The organism is Clostridium sp. (genome assembly GCF_050717635.1).
Classification (GTDB): domain Bacteria; phylum Bacillota; class Clostridia; order Clostridiales; family Clostridiaceae; genus Clostridium_AD.
In genome coordinates, this window is the sequence record NZ_JBOITO010000038.1 from 49,401 (window position 1) to 72,306 (window position 22,906).

Annotated in this window: 18 protein-coding genes; 3 read left to right on the forward strand and 15 right to left on the reverse strand. The window is 31.1% G+C overall.

Going from position 1 to position 22,906, the window contains the following annotated elements; all coding sequences use genetic code 11:
• Positions 1–21: 21 nt before the first annotated feature.
• The 7 genes from ACREWB_RS18770 to ACREWB_RS18800 are packed head-to-tail and all read right to left on the reverse strand — an operon-like array spanning position 22 to position 7,869.
• Positions 22–1,158 (reverse strand): glycosyltransferase, encoded by a 1,137-nt coding sequence (locus tag ACREWB_RS18770; protein WP_431548997.1) that lies wholly within the window; start codon positions 1,156–1,158, stop codon positions 22–24.
• Entirely contained in the window at positions 1,158–2,264 is a 1,107-nt protein-coding gene (locus ACREWB_RS18775) for a glycosyltransferase (RefSeq protein ID WP_431548998.1), read from the reverse strand. Before ACREWB_RS18775 ends, ACREWB_RS18770 begins: the two co-directional genes overlap by 1 nt.
• A gap of 24 nt (positions 2,265–2,288) precedes the next feature.
• Positions 2,289–3,557: a glycosyltransferase family 4 protein gene (locus ACREWB_RS18780; protein WP_431548999.1), complete on the reverse strand. Its 1,269-nt coding sequence runs from the start codon at positions 3,555–3,557 to the stop codon at positions 2,289–2,291.
• On the reverse strand, positions 3,535–4,203 hold the full coding sequence (locus tag ACREWB_RS18785) for an acetyltransferase (protein ID WP_431549000.1): 669 nt from the start codon (positions 4,201–4,203) through the stop codon (positions 3,535–3,537). The genes ACREWB_RS18780 and ACREWB_RS18785 overlap by 23 nt, the downstream gene beginning before the upstream one ends.
• Positions 4,204–4,812 (reverse strand): sugar transferase, encoded by a 609-nt coding sequence (locus ACREWB_RS18790; RefSeq protein ID WP_431549023.1) that lies wholly within the window; start codon positions 4,810–4,812, stop codon positions 4,204–4,206. It lies immediately after the preceding gene.
• A 15-nt stretch (positions 4,813–4,827) separates the two neighbouring features.
• Positions 4,828–5,997, reverse strand: a complete 1,170-nt coding sequence (locus ACREWB_RS18795; RefSeq protein WP_431549001.1) for a DegT/DnrJ/EryC1/StrS family aminotransferase — start codon at positions 5,995–5,997, stop codon at positions 4,828–4,830.
• Positions 5,998–6,033: 36 nt separating this feature from the next.
• Complete coding sequence (locus ACREWB_RS18800) at positions 6,034–7,869, reverse strand: polysaccharide biosynthesis protein (RefSeq protein ID WP_431549024.1); 1,836 nt, start codon at positions 7,867–7,869, stop codon at positions 6,034–6,036.
• A gap of 282 nt (positions 7,870–8,151) precedes the next feature.
• Here ACREWB_RS18800 and ACREWB_RS18805 point away from each other — a divergent pair, with 282 nt between their 5' ends.
• Positions 8,152–9,171: an Ig-like domain-containing protein gene (locus tag ACREWB_RS18805; protein ID WP_431549002.1), complete on the forward strand. Its 1,020-nt coding sequence runs from the start codon at positions 8,152–8,154 to the stop codon at positions 9,169–9,171.
• A gap of 63 nt (positions 9,172–9,234) precedes the next feature.
• Here the strand turns inward: ACREWB_RS18805 and ACREWB_RS18810 are convergent, their stop codons facing one another.
• The 6 genes from ACREWB_RS18810 to ACREWB_RS18835 form a co-directional block, all read right to left on the reverse strand.
• A complete protein-coding gene (locus ACREWB_RS18810; RefSeq protein ID WP_431549003.1) occupies positions 9,235–11,667 on the reverse strand; it encodes a cell wall-binding repeat-containing protein in 2,433 nt (810 codons plus the stop codon).
• Between the two features lie 238 nt (positions 11,668–11,905).
• Positions 11,906–12,946, reverse strand: coding sequence for an acyltransferase family protein (locus tag ACREWB_RS18815; protein WP_431549004.1), 1,041 nt, complete (start codon positions 12,944–12,946; stop codon positions 11,906–11,908).
• 83 nt (positions 12,947–13,029) lie between these two features.
• Entirely contained in the window at positions 13,030–13,863 is an 834-nt protein-coding gene (gene rfbD, locus ACREWB_RS18820) for a dTDP-4-dehydrorhamnose reductase (RefSeq protein ID WP_431549005.1), read from the reverse strand.
• Between the two features lie 10 nt (positions 13,864–13,873).
• Positions 13,874–14,926: a dTDP-glucose 4,6-dehydratase gene (gene rfbB / locus ACREWB_RS18825; protein ID WP_431549006.1), complete on the reverse strand. Its 1,053-nt coding sequence runs from the start codon at positions 14,924–14,926 to the stop codon at positions 13,874–13,876.
• 2 nt (positions 14,927–14,928) lie between these two features.
• Positions 14,929–15,504 carry a dTDP-4-dehydrorhamnose 3,5-epimerase gene (gene rfbC, locus ACREWB_RS18830; RefSeq protein WP_431549007.1) on the reverse strand — a complete coding sequence of 192 codons (576 nt, stop codon included), beginning with the start codon at positions 15,502–15,504 and terminating at the stop codon, positions 14,929–14,931.
• Positions 15,505–15,571: 67 nt separating this feature from the next.
• Positions 15,572–16,705 carry an acyltransferase family protein gene (locus ACREWB_RS18835; protein WP_431549008.1) on the reverse strand — a complete coding sequence of 378 codons (1,134 nt, stop codon included), beginning with the start codon at positions 16,703–16,705 and terminating at the stop codon, positions 15,572–15,574.
• Between the two features lie 509 nt (positions 16,706–17,214).
• Between ACREWB_RS18835 and ACREWB_RS18840 the strand changes: the two genes are divergently transcribed.
• On the forward strand, positions 17,215–19,041 hold the full coding sequence (locus ACREWB_RS18840) for a cell wall-binding repeat-containing protein (RefSeq protein ID WP_431549009.1): 1,827 nt from the start codon (positions 17,215–17,217) through the stop codon (positions 19,039–19,041).
• Between the two features lie 114 nt (positions 19,042–19,155).
• Here the strand turns inward: ACREWB_RS18840 and ACREWB_RS18845 are convergent, their stop codons facing one another.
• Together ACREWB_RS18845 and ACREWB_RS18850 are read right to left on the reverse strand one after the other, a co-directional pair.
• A complete protein-coding gene (locus tag ACREWB_RS18845) occupies positions 19,156–19,713 on the reverse strand; it encodes a transposase (protein ID WP_431549010.1) in 558 nt (185 codons plus the stop codon).
• Between the two features lie 83 nt (positions 19,714–19,796).
• Positions 19,797–21,584, reverse strand: coding sequence for a hypothetical protein (locus ACREWB_RS18850; RefSeq protein WP_431549011.1), 1,788 nt, complete (start codon positions 21,582–21,584; stop codon positions 19,797–19,799).
• A 271-nt stretch (positions 21,585–21,855) separates the two neighbouring features.
• Between ACREWB_RS18850 and ACREWB_RS18855 the strand changes: the two genes are divergently transcribed.
• Complete coding sequence (locus ACREWB_RS18855) at positions 21,856–22,845, forward strand: LCP family protein (RefSeq protein ID WP_431549012.1); 990 nt, start codon at positions 21,856–21,858, stop codon at positions 22,843–22,845.
• The last annotated feature ends 61 nt before the right edge of the window (positions 22,846–22,906 follow it).

The window sequence follows — 22,906 nt, forward strand, 5'->3', positions numbered from 1 at the left end:
CTATTTAAATCACACCCTTTATTAATCATTCATTCTCAAAACTTCCTCATATGTTTCGATTAACTTAATCGAAACTTGCTCTGGAGAAAACTCACTTTTTATTTGGTCAGATATCTTCTCCCTGTCAAATATTTTGCTGTTTTTGTACATGTATTTCATTGCACCTACTAGCGAATCAAAATCATCAACCACAATCAAAATTCCATTACCTTCATGAACAAATGTTTCGGGACCACCACACTTAGTAGCGATAACAGGAACCCCTGTGGCTAATGCTTCAATATAAGAAACCCCAAAGGTTTCAGAACGTGAAGCTAAGACAAAACAATCACTATTTTTCAGTTTTTCGCTAATAACTTCCCTGGAACAAATTCCCCTAAGTACAACTCTGCTTTCTAATTGATACTTTTTTATAATCTCTTCTAATTTGGTTCTCTCATTACCTTCACCGAATATGGTAAGGGTAACCTGCGGAAAATCCTGAAAAGCACTATAAAAAGCCTCAATGGTCAAATCCATTCTTTTTGTTATAATTAGATTTCCAGTTGAAACAAAGTTAAATGGCATGCAATCTTCTCTTTGTGTATATGTAAATATATCAGTATCAACTACATTAGGAATGTAGCTGGCTTTTATGTTGAATTTATCTTTTATCGCATTCACAAGTGATGGACTTACAGCAACAACAGCATCCGCTTCTAAATATGCCTGTGTTGCAATGTTAATGAGTCTTTTATCTATTATAGGTTTATTTATAAGTGATGAGTGCTCTGTTATAACAAGTGGCACATTGATTTGTTGTTTAAGTATGGATGCAACGTAACCAACCTCAGCAAAATGTGCATGCAGAACATCCGGTTTGCCGAGCTCCTTTAGTATAAGTTTATATAGAATTCTTAGTCCTATACTCATAACTTTGTTCACAATCACTTTAGGTAGTCTTCCGCAAGGAAGATTCATAACATAAACATTAACTCCCTGTATTTCATCACGCTTAAGACCCCATTTACGCCATCTTCTTATGGACCTGACATCAACTGCTGCAAAAACCACTTTGCACCCTGCTTTAGCTAACGCCCTAGCCTGGTCCCATTCGAATATACCGTTCATCTTATATTTATTTGTTGGATATCCACGTGATATAATTATGACATACATTATATTGTGTCCCTCTCATATATTGAATCCATATTTTTCACTACTTCTCCCCAACTAAAATCAAATTGTATCTTCTCTATATTCTCAGTTTTTTCCTGAAGTAATTTTCTATGGCTATTTATATAACTTATTAGTTCTGTTATTTCAGAAACATTGCTCCCATCAACTACAAAACCTATATCATTTTCCATTATAAATTTTTCCAGTATTGACCCCTTACTAACAATTATGGGTGTTTTAGTTATTATTGCTTCAAAAAACTTTACTGGATACGCATTTCTATTTTGAAAAGTATTCATTGGATATATTGCATATAATACATCCGTTTGACTATATAATTTAGAACTCTCAGAAAAATGATATACCCCAGTAACCTCTATATTTTTGTAATTATTTTTTATATCATTTAATTTTTTATATGCTACACCCGTACCATGAATTGATACTTTTATATTATCAATATCATTGCAAGCATCCATCAAATTCTTGAGCTCATTATATTGCCTTACTGCCCCTATATAAGATATTCGCAGTTTTTCTGATTTTGATTTTTCGCAGTTTTCAAAATCCGAAGCTATTGGATAATTGGGGATGTATATAAGTTTATTAATGTTTTTTTTCTTCATAACATCTTTCTGCATTTGATTTACGTAAATAATAGCATCTGATTTTATCTGCATATTATTTACTATTGCCCTAACAATGTATCTTATTTTTTGTTTTGAACCCTGAACTTCATAAAATTCATGCATATCAAATACTAATTTGCTATTACTATTTTTAATGTGATTCCCAACTATTACCCCATCTAAATCATGACAGTGCAAATAATCATATTCTTTTCCTCTTAAATAGTTCTTACATTCTTTAAGAAACTTAATATAAGGTATAATTTGTTTATAACCTGTTCCAGCTTTTGCATAAGGAAAAAACCTTTTTATATTTATACCATCAATTTCTTCTATTTCCCTACTCTTATATTCGCTTTCTCTATCCCAACATAATATTTCAACGTCAAACCCTTTTAAAACCAAATATTGGGCTTCTTTATATACTCTTACATCTGGATCAAATCTATTTGTAAGGATCATTTTTACCTTTTGCATTTTATTCACACCACCACTAAAATTCTAATTTTTCCTATGACTAATATCTCTACTTTCAATTATACATATTAATTTTTCAGTTAGTTTTTTAAAATCATAATCTTTTGCAGCTTCTAGTGCATTATTTGACATATCATCTAATTCTTCCTTGGTTGCATTATAAATCTTTAGAATTACACTGCTAATCGCCTGAGGTGTAATATTTTTAAGTGTCACTCCACAGTTATACTTTTCTAACAAATCATAACCCACTATAAGACTTGACAAAATCGGCTTTCCACTGGCTAAGTATTCAAATAGTTTATTTAAGCTACAACCATATTTCATTATATCAGTCTGTCTTACATGTATTAAGTTCAAATCTGACCTTGACAAAATATATGGAATAAACTTCTTATCAACCTGTCCTTTAAACACTATATTTTCTATTTTTTCATCACTACAACGTTTTTGTAATATTTCCTTTTCATCACCATCGCCATAAATTAAAATTTTAATACCAGTATAGCCATTAGATTGCATATAGCTTGCAGTATCTACTAACATACTAATATTATTAACTAGCCTTACAGAGCCCGTATAAATAACCTTGAATGTGTGCTCATCGTCTAAATCAACATCATTTAGAGTATATTTCTTTTTATTGTAATTGAATATATCTAAGTCTACACCATTATTTATGTGATGCACCTTGTTAATATCTATATCCCCACCATGCTCTTTGTCCCAGCCGTTTCCAACTATATAGTCTTTACCGCCTTCCATGGTGAAAATCAATTGATCTGCATTTTTGTAAATCCATTTTTCAAGTTTATATAACAACCAAATAATTGGATTCTTCTTAGATATACCTTTATATACAACTATTGACTCAGGCCATAAATCTCTAATTTCTACAACGCACTTGCATTTGTATTTTTTCGCCATTTTAATTGCTGCAACGCAAGCTAGTGGATGAACGGAAGATCCTATGATCACATCTGGTTTTTCAAAATTCATAGTTACCTTGAAAAGCCTAAAATAATACTGGAACATATTCTTAATTCTGGAAGTTCCATTACCAGTATAGCTATCTGTTTTTACAAACACGAACGGTACTTTTTCACTACTGTCCCTCGAAAATAGAGTATTATCTTGTATTAAATTAATATCGGAATTATGTAATGAGCTTGCAACAAAAATAGTTGGTTCATATCCTTGTTTAATTAAATTCTTTGCAAAATTAATATGTCTTCCGCCATGTTCTAAAAATTGATTTGTTCCATAATGATTAAATATCCATATTTTTTTCATCTAATTCTCTCCATTTTACTACTTTTGCAGGAACTCCCACTGCCGTACAATTATCAGGTATATCTTTAACAACAACTGATCCAGCACCTATGATGGAATTTTTGCCAACACTTTTGCCTTGAATTATAGCTGATCCTGTACCTATGTTACTACCCTCTTTGAGTGTTACAGCACCTGACACATTTACACTTGGTAGTATTGTTACATAATCATTTATTATAGCGTCATGTCCAATTGTACAATCCAAATTAATTATTACATGTTTTCCTATTTGTATATTAACAGTTATTATGTTGCTACAACAAATTATCGTCCCTTCACCAATTTGAACGTGTCTTGAAATCATTACGCTTGGATGAATAAGTATTGCTGGTTTTAAACCTATGTATTCTGCTTTTTTTGCTAGTACTTTTCTTGATAGTGTATCTCCTACTGCGCAAACATAATATATTTCACTATTTTCCACTTTTATATCCTTGAAATCACCTAAAACTTTATAACCATTTAGCAATTTACCTCTATTATTCAAATCTTCATCAATATATCCAATTAAATTCCATAATTTGTTTTTGGAGTTTATATCCTCAATGAGCCATGCAACTTCCCGTGCAAATCCACCAGCTCCTACAATCACAATATCTTGCATTTATTCACCTCCATGTTTATCTCCCATGAATTCTTCCATTGTTATATTATCATCTTGATTAATATCTGCTTTCTTAAATACTTTGCTAACAGTCATGATTATTATTTTAATATCTAATAATATAGACCAATTCTCTACATACCAAACATCTAGCTCGAATTTTTTTTCCCAGGAGATTATGTTTCTTCCATTTATCTGAGCCCACCCAGTTAATCCTGGAAGAACCTCATGTCTTCTAAACTGTCTTTTACTATATCTTGTAATATACTCTACTAATAAGGGCCTAGGTCCAACCAAACTCATATCACCTTTTATTATATTTATAAGTTCAGGAAGTTCATCTATACTGGTACTTCTAATAACTCGGCCTAGTCTCGTTAATCTTTTGCCATCTGCTAAAAGTTCACCGTTTTTATCCTTTGAATTTCTCATACTTCTAAATTTAATCATTTTAAAAATCCTACCATTTTTGCCCACTCTATCCTGGGTGAAAAACACCGGTGAACCTAGCCTTATATAAACCAGTATAGATACTATTATTAAAAGTGGAAAAAACACCACCATAGCAACTATACTCAGAGTAAAATCTATCATTCGCTTTACAATCATCATTATTTACGTTACCTATAGAAATATACTATTAAGTTCATCGTCGGTTGTGCTTGAACCATTCCCATCAATTTTAAATAGCATAATCCCTTCTCTTATAACTTTAGCTACATACTGTACCTCGTCTAACGTCATAGCATTATAGAAAGGTAACGCAATACTTCTTCTACCCATATCAGCACTTATAGGATAATCTTCTTGTGTAAACCCAAACTTTTCTACCATATATGGTTGTTCATGTATTGGTGTAAAATAAGGTCTACAACCTACACCATTTTGTTTTAAATGAAGCATAAGTTTATCTCTGTCTACCTCTTTACCAACTTGAACTACATACACAAACCAACTCATAGTGGTAACCTTAGGGTCTATATAAGGTATTGTTACTTCCTCTATAGAACTTAATTCACTATTATACATACCAGCAACTTTTTGCCTTTTAGCAATAATTTCATCTAATCTATCTACTTGAACGCATCCAAGTGCTGCTTGCATTTCACTCATTCTATAATTGTATCCCATTCTTTCATGATGAAGCCAAAAACCAGTTATTGCTCTTCCTTGACTTCTTAAGCTTTCTGAAATTTGAGCAACTTTCTGATTATCAGTAACTATAATTCCGCCCTCACCAGTAGTTATTTGCTTATTTGGATAAAAAGCATAAACAGCTGCATCAGCTAAACTCCCTGCCTTTACGCCATCATAAACAGAACCAATAGCCTCACAACTATCTTCTATTAAATATAAATTATGTTTATCAGCTAATTTTCTTAATTTTCTCATATCCATTGGTTGACCAAAAACATCTACCGCTAAAATAGCCTTTGTCTTTTTAGTTATTTTTTCTTCTATAGCATCAATATCCATATTTAGTGTTTTTGGGTCTATATCAACGAATACTGGTTTTGCGCCTTCCATCATAAAGCAGTTAACAGATGCCACAAAACTAAAAGATGGTGTAATTACTTCATCTCCCTCTCCTATGCCTAAGGCTTTTACTATTAGATGAAGACCACTTGTGCCACTGTTTACTGCTACTGCATATTTAAGTCCTGAAACCTTCGATATCTTCTTTTCAAATTCTTTTATTTTAGGACCAATACTTAAAATTCCTGATTTCATAACCTCCACTACTGCATCTATTTCTCTTTGGGTTATATCTGGTTTTGCAAGTTGTACTTTCATTGTATTTATTCCCCTTTCCTATTTTAAAATATGTAATTAGTTATCTTCTGTAACTGCTACATCACTGTGGACTTTTCTAGAATAACTGGGCACAATCTCACCAATCTTATCCATTAACCCCTCAATATCATTGTTTTTGATAATTTGATTCAGTTGACTCATTTTCTCTTTCATCTCACCTAAATCACTAAACGTTGGTTTTCCAACAAAAATCTTTTCATGTTTAGTATTAATAAGTCCTTCTTCGCTCATTAGAAGTTCTTCATAAAGTTTTTCACCTGGGCGAAGACCCGTAATTTCTATTTTAATATCCTCATTTGGAATGAATCCTGAAAGTTTTATTAAATCCCAAGCTAAATCGTATATCTTAACAGGTTTCCCCATATCTAAAACGAAAATCTCCCCACCCTTTGCATACGCTCCTGCTTGAAGCACTAATTGTGATGCTTCCGGTATCGTCATGAAAAATCTAGTTATGTATTTATTGGTAAGTGTAACTGGTCCACCATGAGCTATTTGATTGTTAAATAGTGGTATAACAGATCCATTACTTCCAAGTACATTCCCAAATCTAACTGCCACAAAACGTGTTTCACTTATCTTATCCATAGATTGTATAATCATTTCACACATTCTTTTAGTAGCACCCATAACATTAGTCGGATTTACTGCCTTATCCGTAGATATCATTACAAATCGTTCTGCGTTATACCTATGCGCACAATCTGCTACATTATAGGTTCCAAATACATTGTTCTTTATTGCCTCCATAGGGCTTCCTTCCATAAGTGGAACATGTTTATGAGCCGCTGCATGGAAAACTATATTCGGTAAATATTTCTTAAATACACTATCAATTCGTAACTTGTCACGAACAGATCCTATTAATACTAACAAATCTAATTTCGGATATTTATACTGAAGCTCCATTTGCAAATCATAAGCATTATTTTCATATATATCAAAAATAATCAGCTTTTTCGGTTCAAATTTAATAATCTGACGGCAAAGTTCTGATCCAATTGACCCTCCGCCCCCTGTTACTAAAATAGTTTTATTATGAATATAGCTTGCTATACCCTCCGTATCAAGCGTTACTGCTTCACGTCCAAGGAGATCCTCTATATTCACTTTTCTAATTTGATTTAAGGAAACTTTCCCGTCAATTATATCATACATTCCTGGAATAATTTCTATTTTACAGCTTGTTTTCTTACAAATTTCTAAAATTTTCTTTTTATCTTCATCCTCTATAGTTGGAATTGCAATAAGTATAGTCTCTATATCTTTTTCCACTGCAATTCTCGGAATATCACTCCTGCTTCCAAGAATTTTCACACCCAAGATATTGTTTCCTTTTTTATACTTTTCATCATCAATTACAGCGAGTGGCCTATATTTACTTTGGCTACTACTTTTCATTTCTTTTATAACCATGGCTGCAGCTTCCCCAGCACCAATTATCATTACTCGCTTTCGATCTGTTATATTTACATTATAATTTAAAATAGTCTCAAATCTACTATAAACTCTAAAGGACATTCTAAACCCAATTATAAAAATAATGCTAAAAACACCGGCTATTATACTTACTCCATAAGCAAATTTATGGCCAGATATACTAAAAAAAACAATAGCCCCAATATTACCAGCAAAGCATCCACCAATAGCCAACATAAATTCATCTATACTTGCATAGCTCCAAATACTTTCATAAAGCTTGAAGATATAAAAACAAGCAATGTAGATTACGGTTACAATTAACGCTATTTCTATATAATTATCTGAATAAAACCAAAAATCACTATAATTATATCTAAAATAGAAAGCTAATAAATATGCTAGGTTTATAAGTACTGCATCACTTAGCATTAATATAGGCTTTTTCCATTTTCCTAAAGCTTTCACACTATCCACCTCTTTCAAGAATTCCTCAACAATCCTATTATACTACAAACTAGTATATCATAATAGTTTTAAAAATATTTAATGATTTTATTGCTTTCGACAAATAAAACCACCTTACTACAAATAGATTTTAATCTTTCTTGCATCGGCTAATACTTATGTACCCTCCTTGTATAACACTATACTACACTGTATAATAAATATTTGTGTTGCAATAAATACACTTGTTTAGCTTAGGGGGTATATATGTTAAAAAATAGAGGGTTTTTTTTCTTAATTTTGTGTGTTTTAATAATATATTCTGTTTTCTATTTTACCAATGATTCCTCTATCCACAATTCAATTCCTACTGCTATGGTTGCATCTGTAAGTCTAAACGATTGGGAATATAATCTAACGGTGGGTGAATCACATACTTTAAAAGCAACTGTAAAGCCTACAAATGCAAAATACGAATCTCCAAAATGGACTTCTTCAAATACTAAAATTGTAAAAGTTGATTCAAAAGGAAAAGTTTTCGCAGTAGGTATAGGAACTGCATTAATTACTGTTACCACATTTGATGGAAGTATGAGTGGCAATTGTGCATTTAAAGTTGTTTCTAACTGGGCGAATAAAAACTTTGTAACATTTGGAGACTCCATCACTTGGTATAATGAAAAGGAATATAATTCTAACAGTAAAGAGGAAGGTGTAATTGTCAAAGGCTATCAAAGTTATATGAGAGATAAGCTGAATTGCGTTATTGATAATCAAGGTGCAAATGGTAATGATATGACAGAAATATATTCAATCATTAATGATTATAACTACGAAAATATAGATGCAGTTACTATTACTAGTGGCGCAAATGACCATAGAAAAGGGGTCTTACCTGGTAAGGTTTTACCTATTGGTAGTAAATTTAATACTGCAAATTATGCAGGAGCATTACAATCAAGTATTGAAAAAGTTACAAATACAAACAAGGGCATTGAAATATATTTAATAACCCCAATAAGAGGTTGGTTTAATGAAAATTATACTTATGATGTACCAAACGCATATAAAGGTGAAATGACTATAAGTGAAGACTACGTGAAGGTAATGAAGAAAATCGGTAAATTATATAATATTTCAGTATGCGATTTATTTAACTCAACATGGATAAATAGTTTAGAAATACCCGTCCTTATAGGAGATAAAAATTCATCCCCTTATTATTTACACCCAAGCACAAAGGGGTATAAAAGAATAGCAGATATTTTAATACCTTTCTTTTCTTAATTGGACCATAAACGACCAAAACGGGCTACCTAAAAGGTAGCCCGTTACTGTTTTATTCTATTATTAATTTACCCATATTAATGAATCTCTTGGTACTTTATCATAAAAGAATTTTGCCATATCTACTGGCATACGAATACATCCATGAGAAGCCTTTTTCCCTAACGTCCCATCGTAGACTGCTCCAGAGGTCCTTAAAAGTATTGAATGTAGCAGATAATTTCCACTATACCTTGTCCAATATTTACATATAACTCCAGGCCCTGCTACAAAAGAACCCCCTTTTTCTTGAACTGCGAATAATCCTCGTTTTGAAGGTGTAACATTGTTACCCGAAGCACAAGAATATGCTTTTAGTAAAACCCAATGCCCCGCACTACCAGTAAATATATTCACCCTTTGCCTATCCGTATCCACCCAAGTAAAGTACTTTGTTTTACTGACGAAAGTGCTTGTTGTATTAACATAGGTTTCCAGTTGATTTTTGTTTAAGTATTCTTTATTAGTAGCTGAGTTTGAAGGCACAGAAACACTTTTATAATCTACCCACATTTTCGAGCTATCAGATTTTTTTATTAAGTATTTACTACTACTTTGATCTAATATTTCTACTTTTAAGCCTGCATATTTTGCGTATAATCCATTGGACTTTACTAAATTATTATAAACATATTTTGTGATAGGCCTCGCTGGTATTGCTTTTGCAATTATTATTGGTGAGAAAACACTGTATACTTTCACTTTATCATAAGTTTTGTAGGCTCTAATTTTATAGTAATAAATATAATTAGATACAAGTCCACTATTTTTAAAACTAGTTTCTGTAGTGGTATATTTTACCAAATTCGCTCCTGCAGCAGATGTTGACCTGTAAACTTCATATCCACTTGCTTCCTTTACTGCACCCCAATTAAGCACAATGCTATTATATGAAGATGATTCTGCTTTTAAACTTGTTGTTGGTACAGGAGGAGCAACTATCCACTTTGCAAATAGTGTTATATCCTCCGTTATAGTTGTATTTTCAAAATCAAACTTGTTTTCAAAAGTGGTATTATCACTATACCATCCTCCAAAAATATAGCTTGTCCTAACTGGATTTAAAGGTGTAGCTACTTTCTCATCACGCCCAACTGACATATTTTCTATATTTGAACCTCCATTAGAATTGAAGCTTACTATAGAATCTACTTTAAATGTAATATTAGAACTATTATTATAAGTTCTAATTTGTTCATTATGTTTTAGCATGATTTTTTCTACATACCATTCATCTTTTAACATATCAAGAGGAACTATATATTCTACTTCATACTTTCCTGTACTTTCATTATAAATTGGATGTAATGATATCTCTTGAGTCTCATCAACTCTGCTCTTAATTAATATTACGTTATTATCGCTATTTGTTAAATCAGGTAATGTATCATTTGATTCTATCTGGAATTTTATTGTATCTAAAGGCTTAACTTTTGTTTTTGACAATATTATTTTAACCTTTAAATTATCTGTAGTTTTGTATATACTTATTTGCGTTTTTATTACTTCAATAGCATCTGCTGCTGATTGTGAGACCTGCCCACCAAGTAAAATTTCTTCGCTATTATCATTTATATTGTTTCTTATAGCATCTGATAATTTTGCATTAATCTCAGAATTTCTACCAACCAAAACTATAGGATTGTTATCCTTAGCTGCAAGTGCAGAACCTGCAAGCGCATCTACCAGGTTATCGTTTGTACCTTTTGCAATGTAAATACTATTATAGTCTTGTTCAAAATTTGTAAGTATTGCTGCATTTGTTTCATACCTATCTGCTCCTGATATTCTTGTAGCCTTTGCTGTTTTAACAACTTCTTCGCTAAGAACTCCCGTCCCTCCAATTGCATAAACAGTTTTGCCTTCAATGTACTTTGCTTGATCCGCTGTTAATTTATTCTTAACAACAAGTAGTATTGGCATTCCCTTTCTAGCTGCTATTGATGAAATTGAAAGCGCATCTGAATATGCTAACCCATTTGCAATAACTACTTCTTCTGGCTCCACTTTAAAAGCTTCAAGTGCTATTTTATAAGAAGTGTCAACTCTATCATTTCCTGATATACGTGTAACCTTAAAGTCTTTTAAATCTTTTTCTACTGCTGTTGAAATAGCCCCTGTCCCTCCAACTATGTACACATTTTTAACTCCTAATGCCTTAAGTTCATTTAAAACTTCTGCTTTAAGTTCACCAGGTTTTGTTAATAATATAGGTGCCTTTTCCTTTGCGTATGCTAACGGTGCCGCAGCAAGCGCATCTGCCAAATCATCTCCTCTAGCTATAATTACATTCTCTGACTGCGTCCAACCAGCTTGTACAATTCTTAGGGCGGTTGCGTATCTATCATTCCCTTCTAATAATGTAGACGCTGATACTACTCCTTGAAATGTTACCGTTGTAAGTAGCACCGTAAATATTAAACATATTGCAAATAACTTTTTTGTTTTTCTGTACATAATTCTAAATCCCCCTTGATGTTTAATGGTTATCTTATGTATGAACATTCTATATTCTATACTATATATATAAATCCCTTTATTTTGATAAAATAATACAAGTGCCTGTCACCCTTTTCCGCAAACGCCAAAAAAGGGCCACCTAAAAGGTAGCCCGTTACTGTTTTTTTCAGGTGCCTGTCACCATTCGCCTCATTTGACAAGCGACTGCCGCGTTACATAATTTCACAAGTGCCTGTCACCGTTTTTTGATCACATATGAAATTCCAATGGACCCAAATAAAATAATAGTAAACATTGAGGGCACCACTAAAAACGGAGAAATATTTTTATCTGCAACATACTTTAGAACTATATAAATTAATGGAGAATGGAAAAGATAAATTGCAAAACTTTCTCTATCTAAAAATTTTAGAATTTTATTACTATTTAATCTTTTATATTTAGTGCTTATTGTTGATAAAACAGTGAAGTAAAAAATAGTAGAAAATATATTACTTAATAAATACATTAAATTTATAGATAATGTACCTATTATATTGCTATTAGAAATTTTATATGATAAAGCTAAAAATACAAACTGTAAAATAAATAAAGTTATAATTATAAGAGTATTTTTTTTCCCTTTGAATTCGATTTTAAAATTCAGCTCATACTTTCTAATAATGTAGCCCAAATAAAAAAACATAAAATAATGTATTGATTTTGAAATTTGAAAAACATCTGGGAATTTAAAGCTAATTATACTTGCACATGCTATTACAATTAGGCTAGCAGGTACCCCTATTTTGTTAATGATAAATTCAAATAAATAAAAAACTATAAATATTTCAAATATGACTATTAAGTACCATAGATGCCCAGCATCTAAGCCAGTCATAATGTATTTATAAATTATCTCAAATATATTATTGCCACTGTAACCTTTATAACCAGTCATTACTCTAATTGGCACTACGTACATAACTGCAACACAAATATATGGTACTAATAGTCTTTTTATTTTATTAGACAAAAATTTACTCAGCTTATTATATTTATTACACTCTTTCCTACAATAATAAAACATATACCCTGAAATAAAAATAAACAGTGGCATTTGAAAAACATCAATGTAAGTCTTTAATGCATTAAAAAAGCTTGATTTAACAGCCGGAGTATAAATACCCCAGTTGTATTGGTAAACAATCATGCTATGTCCTAAAACAACTATTAAAATAGCAAACGTCCTTAGCAAGGATATATTATTTAGATAGCCTTTTTCTCTTTTGTTTTCCATATATCCCTCCAATTCCCAGGTGCCTGTCACCATTTTTTAAGCGACTGTTGCTGCGCCTACTCCCATCTATTCCCAAGTGCCTGTCACCTTAAATATTCGCAAATTGCTTCCTGCCAACTCCTTGTAGTATCGCCAGTAGTTAGTTCTAGCATATAATTTCTAAGTACGGAATACTCAGGCCTTTTAGCTAGTCTTGGAAATTCACCGGTTGTGCAAGGCAAAACTTCTGTATCAATACCTTTAAGTCTAAATATTTCTTTTGTGAATTCATACCATGTACATTCGCCTTTACAAGTACAATGGAAAAGTCCATAATTCTTGTCTTCTACTAGCTTTATTATAACTCTAGCTAAATCAACTGTACTTGTAGGGGTTCCCTTTTGGTCATTAACTACTTTTAACGTCTTATTAGTTTTGCTTAGATTTATCATAGTCTTTACGAAGTTATTCCCATCGCCGTAAAGCCATGCCGTTCTAACTATATAATGCTTAGGGTTGTGGTTTTTAACTAATATTTCTCCCTCAAGCTTTGTCTTTCCATAAATAGTTTCTGGATTTACTTTGTCAAACTCTGTTAGTGATTTATTGATTTCACGAGAAAAAACATAATCCGTAGATACTTGAATAATTTCTGCACCAATTTGATTTGCAGCTGTGGCTAAGTTTTTAGGTCCTATTGTATTTATCCTATATGCCATATCTATCTCTGTCTCACACTTATCAACATCCGTAAGTGCAGCACAGTTTATAATTACATCTGGTTTATTCTCGCATACAAAACTATTTACCCTATAAACATTTGTTATATCTAGATCTGACACATCAGTAAGTATTAAATCTATATCTTTTTTCTCTTTATATTGTTTTGCTATTTCTCTACCTAATTGACCATTTGATCCTGTAATTAATATCTTCATAATTCACTCCTTATTTTTCATACATATTGTTATAATAATTTTGGTACTCACCAGAAGTAATATTATTCATCCACTGTTTGTTGTCCAGATTCCATTTTATTGTCTTTTTTATTCCTACTTCAAAGGTAGTTTCTGGGTACCATCCCAGCTCCTTTTTTATCTTAGCTGGATCTATTCCGTATCTTTTGTCATGCCCTTTTCTATCTTCCACATAAGTTATTAGCTTTTCTGTTACTGAACTATCTACATTTTCATTTATATAATTTATAACAGTTTTAACTATTTGCATATTCGTTCGCTCGTTGTGCCCGCCTACATTATAAACTTCTCCCACTCTGCCACCGTTTATAACCATATCTATAGCTTTACAATGGTCCTCAACATATAACCAATCCCTTATATTCATTCCATCTCCGTATATTGGTAGATTTTTATGACTTAAGCAATTATTTATTAGGAGTGGTATTAATTTTTCCGGGAATTGGTATGGTCCATAATTGTTTGAACATCTAGTTGTATTTACAGGCATTTTATAGGTGTCAAAATAAGCTTTAACCATTAAATCTGCGCCTGTTTTGCTTGAAGAATATGGACTGTGTGGATCTAGTGGTGTAGTTTCAAGGAAGAATCCTGTTTTGCCTAGCGAGCCATATACTTCATCCGTAGATACTTGCATGAATTTCTTGCCTTCTTTAAATCCTGTTTTAGTTTCCCATGCATTTTTAGCTACATTTAGAAGATTTACTGTACCTAAAACATTTGTTTTAACAAATATCTCTGGATGTTTTATACTTCTATCTACATGTGATTCTGCTGCAAAATTCACAACATAATCAATATCATTTTCTTTGAATAATTTTTCTACTAACTCTTTGTCACATATATCCCCTTGAACAAAAGAATAGTTTGCATTATTTTCTACAGATTTTAGATTCTCTAAATTTCCTGCATAGGTTAATTTATCTAAATTTATAATTTTTATATCTGAATATTTATTTAACATATAATGAACAAAATTTGCGCCTATAAATCCAGCTCCACCTGTTACTAAATAAGTTTTCATAATCATTTCACTCCTTTGTATTTAAATGATATTTCTATATCTTTTAGATTCTTTTGAAGTTTATCTTTGTCCGACAATAGAATATCCTCTATTCCATCTAAGGGCCACTGAATAGCTATATCTTCATCATTCCATAGTAATCCACTATCGTGCTGTGGTGCATAATAATCTGTACATTTATAATTAAATACAGCCACATCAGACATAACTAAAAATCCATGAGCAAATCCTTCCGGAACATAAAACTGCTTTTTATTCTCAGCAGTAAGGATTACCCCTTCCCACTTCCCAAAGGTAGGCGAACCACTTCTTAAATCTACAGCTACATCAAATACTTTTCCCTCTGTAACACGAACTAATTTGCCTTGAGTGTGTTTACTTTGAAAATGAAGCCCTCTTAGTACTCCTTTTTTAGACTTTGATTCATTATCTTGAACAAACTCCATTGTAAGACCAGCTTCAAAAAAGTCATTTTTATTGTAAGTCTCCATAAAATAACCTCTATTGTCCCCAAAAACTTTAGGTTCAATTATATATATACCGTTTATCTTAGTTTCCATAAATTTAAAACTTCCCATAATTCCTCCTTTTATTTTACATCATTTTACAAGTGCCTGTCAAAACCTTACAAGTGCCTGTCACCTTTTATGCACCATTAAACAAAAACTTACCAAGTTTAGTTTTTTTGATTAATGCCCACTCTATCAAATATGTAAGTATTATTGAAGCACTTAAAACTGATATGAATCCAACGTATGGTGAAACATCATTAAAATATTTCAAATAAATATATCCAATCACTATAATTATTGGCTGATGCAATATATAAACGCCATACGATGCTTTAGACATATAATCAATAACTTTATTTTCTTTGTTTAAAAATCTATTAAGCAAATAAATCACAAATAATAATGAATAATATCTACACACAAGATTCATAAAAAATTTAGGGTATTTAAAACTATCTGGCATTATCAGTAGCACCGACATCGTCCCTACAATCATAATGAAAAAATAAAGTGCCCGCTTTTTATCAATATTTATTACAAGTCGTTCAAGCAACTCCTTGTTTACATAACAGACGTAACCTATTACGAAGTATGGCAAATACATGGTCATATCAATTATGTCTATAAGAGCGTGCGAAAGTGGCACTATCTTATATATAAGTAATCCAAACGCACTTATACCAATGGTTAATATTATGAAACCCACATCTAAATAATACCCATTACAATTACGCAATTTTTTAATTCTGCTCGAAATTATCTTTTTATAATCAACCACTAGTAGTAATAATGAGAATACTAATATGTAGTAAAGATACCACGCATGAGAAAAACTAAAATCAGATGACCATGGCAACAGTTGCGATATCCACCCATCAAAACTACGATTTCCGTATAGCAAATAATTAGAAACGTAACTCTGTAATGTATTTAGAAAAATCATTGTAGATACCAGTGGTATCGCTATTCGCTTTACTCGGTTAATTAAAAATTCACTTGATCCTTTTCTGCTTAATACCGACATGCTAAAATACCCTGAAATAAATAAAAATAGTGGCATTCTAAACAAGTTAATGTATTGTGTATATGCTTTAAGTTCATGTATTTGATTTTGTTCACTTACAGATATTATCCAGTTTGCACTAAAAATTAAAGCCACATGATATATTATTCCCGCAAAACTGGCAAGTGCTCTTCCACTATCTATATATCTAACTCTTTTGGGTTTAGTTTTATTATTATTAACAACAACTTTACTTTGCTCCATTGTATCCACCTTTCATACCTTCTAAATAACATCCACTTCATATTTTATGGACATTTTCTGTCTTCTATCTAGGTCCTCCTGAAATAAACAATTGCATATTAATAGATATCATACCATGATTCTCTGTATTTCGACACGTTACTACTGCATACAAACTGTAAACTACCCTTCTTAACATTTACCATTAAAATAAAAAATAGAATGGATTTTTCCCGTTCATAAGGGATAACCCATTCTTTTTCTAAAAACATTATAAATACTTCTAAAAATTAATTAACATAAAATTCAAATTTATGAACTACTTTTTTATTATTATATTTATTAACAATCAAATTAGCATATTGAATCTACAGTATGTATATTTCTTAATTTTAACGCCTTATTACTTTACATTTTCTTGCAAATATATGTCACCTAATAAAGGAAAATGAATAATATATACAATTTAAAGGTTTTTTTGGAACAAATGTAGAATATTGAACTTACAACAATATATAGGAGGTTTATTAATGTTAAATTTTAAAAAACTAGCACTATACTCGTCTACAATAATTTTGTCCTTCACTTTTTCGATAGTTGCATATGCATCTACTCCTGCACATCGTATAGGTGGAAGTGATAGATACCAAACTTCAATAAATACTTCCTGTTCGGGATGGACAAGTTCTAAGTATGCAATTATGGCTACAGGCCAGAGTTTTCCTGACTCTTTATCTTCAGCCCCCTTGTCAAAAAAATATAATGCACCTATTCTTCTAATTAAAAAAGATTCATTAACTGATGCTACAAAAGATGAACTTACAAGGTTAAATGTTAGTCAAGTTTTCATAGTAGGTGGAACTGGTGTAATTTCATTAAACATTGAAAACGAATTAAATTCAATGGATATATTGACTATAAGACTTGCAGGGGCTAATAGATATGTTACCTCAACAAAAATAGCACAACAGCTTAGCGACTCAAAGGAAGTAGTTATAACGACAGGATCTAACTTTGCAGATGCTGTTTCTATTTCTTCTATCGCAGCGATCAAAGGAATGCCTATATTATTAATATCTAAAGATAATATAGACAATAGTATAAAAACATATTTAGCTAATAAAAATATAACTAAGACTTATGTTATTGGTGACAGCCAAGTAATCAGTAATAATGTAGTAAAACAACTACCTAACGCTGAACGAATAATTGGAAAGGATAAATACGAAAGGAATATTAATATACTAAATAAATTTGCTAAGTATATTGATTTTTCTAGAATATATGTAGCAAATGGTGAAGATTTTCCGGATGCCCTATCAGGTTCCGCACTTGCAGCCAAAACCTCATCAGCTGTCTTACTTACCAATGTGAAACAAGGTATCTTAACCAAAGACTTCATTCGCAAAAATATTACTAAAATTAAACAAGTTGACGTTTTAGGTGGAAGTGGCGCAGTACCAAATTCAACTCTTAAACAATTAGGTGATATAACTGAACTTAGATATTTGAGCGATATACTTAAACCATTTTATTCTGATACACAATATAATACAGAACCGGTACTAATAAATAACTCAATGTATATGGCAGGACAAAAATATAATAAAGGCTATCAATTAAAATGTTATCGAAATGAAAAAACCTCATTTAATTTAGGTGGGAAGTATAAAAGTATAAGTGGATTAATTGGATTAGATGATAATTATGCTAGATATGATACTACTCTTAACGTACTAGGGGACGACAAAATATTGGCTACTTATAAATTAAAATGTGGAGAGTTGCCACAAATTTTGGATTTAAATGTAACTGGAATGTTAAAACTTGATTTTAAATTTCAAAATGATGATCAATATCATGGTAGAGATGATATTGATATCGTTAATCCTATTATTGATTTTAATGATACAGTTTTGCCTTCAGTTTCCAGTACTAGTAATGATGCAACTAACCAATACATGAGTGATACAATTATGCCATTTCATGTAGATAGAGGATATAATTTAGAACCTGTACTAATAAATAACTCAATGAATATGGCAGGACAAAATTATAATAAAGGATATATATTAAAGTGTTATCGAGACGAAAAAACCACGTTTAATTTAGGTGGAAATTACAAAAACATAAATGGATTAATTGGATTAGATGATAATGGTGCTAAATATGATAATACCCTTAATGTACTAGGGGACGATAAAATATTAGCGACCTACAAATTAAAATGTGGAGAGTTACCACAAATTTTTAATTTAAATGTAACCGGAATATCTAAACTTGATTTTAAATTACAAAACGATGATAACTATCATGGCGGAGATAATATAGACATTGTCAATCTTATTATAAAATAGTAGTTTTGAATTTTTTTACAAGTGCATGTCACCATAATAAGAACAGATTTGTTCTTATTATGGTGCATTTTTTATCTTAAAATTAGTTAACATAAAATTAAAGTTTACAATCTTTTACAAGTGCCTGTCACCCAAACTATCAACAAATTCTTTGTATCTTTTTCTCTTGTTATCATTTGAAAAATAGGATAAGATTTTATTCGAAGTTATTAACTCTTCTTTTCTATCTCCAATATACATACCATAACTGCTCCACTTATAATCCTCTGGCTTTTCAACCATTTTTGCTTTCAGTGGATTTAAATGTATATATCTGCTTACTTCTAAAAAATATCCATCTCTCTCTATTATTTCTGCATTATATCTTGCTTGAAATAAGTGACCTATAAAATCATATTTCTTATTAAAATTCTTTGCATAAAAGGTATTAATCCTACCAATATAAAAATATACAGGCTTTGTTTTGGCTTCTATTTGTATATGAACATGATTAGTCATTAAACAATAGCTGATTATCCTATAACAATTTTTATAATAAATTAATGCTTCTTTCATGCATTTTAAGTATAATTCAAAATCAATTTCTTCTTTAAAAATGTCACTTTTACGATTACCTCTTGCTGTAACATGATACATAGCTCCTGGATACCAGTCTAGTTTTTTTCTTCCCATTCAAACAATCTCCTGTCAATTTTTATTTTCTATATTATTGACAGTTATTAATTTTTAATACATTTGTTCGTTTTTACATTCTTTTACAAGTGCCTGTCACCAACTAGTTTCAAGGTTTGGACACCACTAGAATTCACTTGTAATTTATATTTTTTATTGCTTGTTGAAGTGATTATGTCCATATACTCAGCCCCTATTTTTACCCCCTTAGCCTCAACCCTAACAACATTAGTAAGTGCATTAGCAAGTATTATCTCGCAATTAATCATCATAAGTTGTCCTATGGAAGTGAGCTTTATTCCTATTGCAGCAGAGCTATTAACATAATTCTCCAAATATATTTTTCCTACATTAGCAAATGTCTCTTGTCCATTTGTCCTATCTAGCGCATTATAACTAAATCCTTTAATAACCACAGAATCACAATTACCAAAGAACACATTGTCATATCCTCTGCATATACTTATATTTTCTAGATATACGTTTTTCATCTTTTGGTATGTAGAATTAATAGCAGACTGAGTAATAATCCCTCCATCTTTTTCACTATCACTATTCTTTATTTCTAAATAATCTAAAATATCGGTACAATTAAAAGAGTAGTTTTTCACTCTACTAAAAGCTATCCTATCAATCTCAGCTATCTTAACACCCTTGCTTTGTGTATTTATTTTCATTAACATTGAAAAGTTTTCACAATCCTCAAGAACAATATTGCCCACATATTTGCGGGAGGGGCACTCTACCTGATGATAATCCAAAAGTACTATTGACAGATTAGAGAAATTACACTTAGAAAATTTATAATTAGCCCTTCTAGGATTTTCAGCACAAGCCAGCAAAACTGCAACAGTTCCAACTTCAGCAGGTACAAATTCACAATTAATGCAATTTATATTATTGGCAAGACTAGCTCCAAACATTGTTACATTTATAAATATAGCACTATGCAAATTTTCATGTGCTCCTACTCCATAATTTGTAACCTCTGATTTGAAAACACAATCTTCAAAATGCAATCCGTAATTAACCTCTTGACCTCCCCAAGTTAGTCCATGCTGGCCGCTATTTGTCATTATATTATTTCCGGTTAAATTATTACAACTATAAATGCATATTCCATAACCATCCCAAGGATCAGTATTTTTATTTTTAGCATTTCCTGTACTAATAAAATTCAATTTAGAATTTACACATCTTTTAAGGGTTATATTGGCATGAAATCCATTGGTGTTAATATTTTCTAAACATATATTTTTACCATACTCTATTGATAATCCAGCCAAAGATGACCTCAAATCATTTTTACCTTCTAATAATTTAATGTTTTTTATCTTTGTTATTACAGGCTTATATATACTCACAGTAATAGAACTCGCTAACATATCAAAAGGAAATATGATATTGAAATAAACTATATTACCAACTATTTTCGTAATAATAGCATTCCCACCCTTAAAATAATACAATCTTGATGTGTCGTATAATTCAGAAGATATAACACTAATTAAATCTCCAACTTCAATACCTATAGTTGAATTTAGTGTTAACGAATTTTTAGTTGCTAGTTCAACATAATTTAAAGTCACTGAATATGTATTTTTAAGAGCTCCACTAAATTTCAAACCATTAGTACAATAACACAATATTGTACTATTTTGAAAATCTATATTACATGATCTATTTGTAATAACATTAGTATCTAATCTTATAATACTATTCATTGGGAATCTAACAATTGAACCCTGTGAAATGTTTAAAAACATATTATCTAAGGCTATAGAATCATTAAAAATTCCATCCCCCACAAATCCATATAATCTAGGGTTTATAATATTTTCATTTAATTCTAAATCAATACCATTCTTCATTTTAAATTCTCCTTTCAAGCCCCCTCACTTATACTTTATTCTAATATGCGCTGAATATACATCATTTTACAAGTGCCTGTCACCCTAATGCTAATTTTTTATAAACAATGCATTTATTTGCTAGGTGTGTTTGAGTAGGCTCAACATCTATTAGCCTATCTCCACACCTTAGTTGTTACATGATGTTCACAAATCACAGTAATAATTATGTTATAATCTATTACTATTAACATAATTACAATTTAGTACATATGATGGGAAGGTATAAAACATGAATAGAAAGAAAAAAATGAAACCCTTTAAGAAATTTATTTTAAGTTTATTTGTTATGATTACATTACTTGCTGGGACTGCCTTTGGGTCCACCCTTTATCAACTTAGTAAAATTGAAACTAAAACAATTTCAACAACTGATGATAATCTAGGAATTAAGCCTAAAAAAGCTCAAAAAAAGAAAGAGACTAGCGAAATAACAAATATTGCACTATTCGGTGTAGATAGAAGAGATAAGAAGGAACCAGCTAGGTCAGATTCTATAATGATACTTACAATAGATGAGAAGAACAAGAAAATAAAAATGTCCTCTATTATGAGAGACACCTATGTAAAAGTAAAAGGTCATGGTGAGACAAAAATTAACCATGCATATGCTTATGGTGGTCCAGAGCTTGCAATAAGAACTCTTAATGAAAATTTTGATATGAATATTAGAGATTATGCAACGGTTGATTTTTTCAATTTAGAGAAAATTATAGATGCTATTGGTGGAGTAACTGTAGATGTTAAAGATGATGAAGTTAGTTTAATAAATAGCTATATGAATGAAACTGCTACTATTGAGAATAAATCAATATTGAGAATTTCAAAATCGGGCTCGCAGACTTTAAATGGAATGCAGTCTGTTGCATATACGCGAATACGTTATACTGCTGGCGGTGATTTTGTGAGAACTGAAAGGCAAAGAACAATATTATCAGGTATGTTCGCAAAGATTCAGTCACTAGGGGCAAAGGAATTTCCTTCTGTGGTTTCTAAACTTTTACCTTTGACTGAGACAAGCATGAATAGTATGGATATAATAAAGCTTGGTTCAAAAGTATTTTCTTCAAATATTAGGACCTTGGGTCAAGAAAGATTTCCTAAGGAAAAATACTCTTATGACAAAACAATAGATGGCATATGGTATTTAGTAGCTGATATGGAAGCTACTGTAGATCAGCTACATAAATATATTTATGAAGATATAAAGCCAGAGAGATAGCTACTTTCTTTAACTACGAAAAACTACCGAAATATAAATTTCGGTAGTTTTTCCACAGATA

Bases quoted from the DNA above. Each gene is read 5' to 3' on its own strand.
- ACREWB_RS18770 (WP_431548997.1), bottom strand. From the start codon at position 1,158: ATGTATGTCATAATTATATCACGTGGATATCCAACAAATAAATATAAG.
- ACREWB_RS18775 (WP_431548998.1), bottom strand. From the start codon at position 2,264: ATGCAAAAGGTAAAAATGATCCTTACAAATAGATTTGATCCAGATGTA.
- ACREWB_RS18780 (WP_431548999.1), bottom strand. From the start codon at position 3,557: ATGAAAAAAATATGGATATTTAATCATTATGGAACAAATCAATTTTTA.
- ACREWB_RS18785 (WP_431549000.1), bottom strand. From the start codon at position 4,203: ATGCAAGATATTGTGATTGTAGGAGCTGGTGGATTTGCACGGGAAGTT.
- ACREWB_RS18790 (WP_431549023.1), bottom strand. From the start codon at position 4,812: ATGATTGTAAAGCGAATGATAGATTTTACTCTGAGTATAGTTGCTATG.
- ACREWB_RS18795 (WP_431549001.1), bottom strand. From the start codon at position 5,997: ATGAAAGTACAACTTGCAAAACCAGATATAACCCAAAGAGAAATAGAT.
- ACREWB_RS18800 (WP_431549024.1), bottom strand. From the start codon at position 7,869: ATGCTAAGTGATGCAGTACTTATAAACCTAGCATATTTATTAGCTTTC.
- ACREWB_RS18805 (WP_431549002.1), top strand. From the start codon at position 8,152: ATGTTAAAAAATAGAGGGTTTTTTTTCTTAATTTTGTGTGTTTTAATA.
- ACREWB_RS18810 (WP_431549003.1), bottom strand. From the start codon at position 11,667: ATGTACAGAAAAACAAAAAAGTTATTTGCAATATGTTTAATATTTACG.
- ACREWB_RS18815 (WP_431549004.1), bottom strand. From the start codon at position 12,946: ATGGAAAACAAAAGAGAAAAAGGCTATCTAAATAATATATCCTTGCTA.
- rfbD (WP_431549005.1), bottom strand. From the start codon at position 13,863: ATGAAGATATTAATTACAGGATCAAATGGTCAATTAGGTAGAGAAATA.
- rfbB (WP_431549006.1), bottom strand. From the start codon at position 14,926: ATGAAAACTTATTTAGTAACAGGTGGAGCTGGATTTATAGGCGCAAAT.
- rfbC (WP_431549007.1), bottom strand. From the start codon at position 15,504: ATGGGAAGTTTTAAATTTATGGAAACTAAGATAAACGGTATATATATA.
- ACREWB_RS18835 (WP_431549008.1), bottom strand. From the start codon at position 16,705: ATGGAGCAAAGTAAAGTTGTTGTTAATAATAATAAAACTAAACCCAAA.
- ACREWB_RS18840 (WP_431549009.1), top strand. From the start codon at position 17,215: ATGTTAAATTTTAAAAAACTAGCACTATACTCGTCTACAATAATTTTG.
- ACREWB_RS18845 (WP_431549010.1), bottom strand. From the start codon at position 19,713: ATGGGAAGAAAAAAACTAGACTGGTATCCAGGAGCTATGTATCATGTT.
- ACREWB_RS18850 (WP_431549011.1), bottom strand. From the start codon at position 21,584: ATGAAGAATGGTATTGATTTAGAATTAAATGAAAATATTATAAACCCT.
- ACREWB_RS18855 (WP_431549012.1), top strand. From the start codon at position 21,856: ATGAATAGAAAGAAAAAAATGAAACCCTTTAAGAAATTTATTTTAAGT.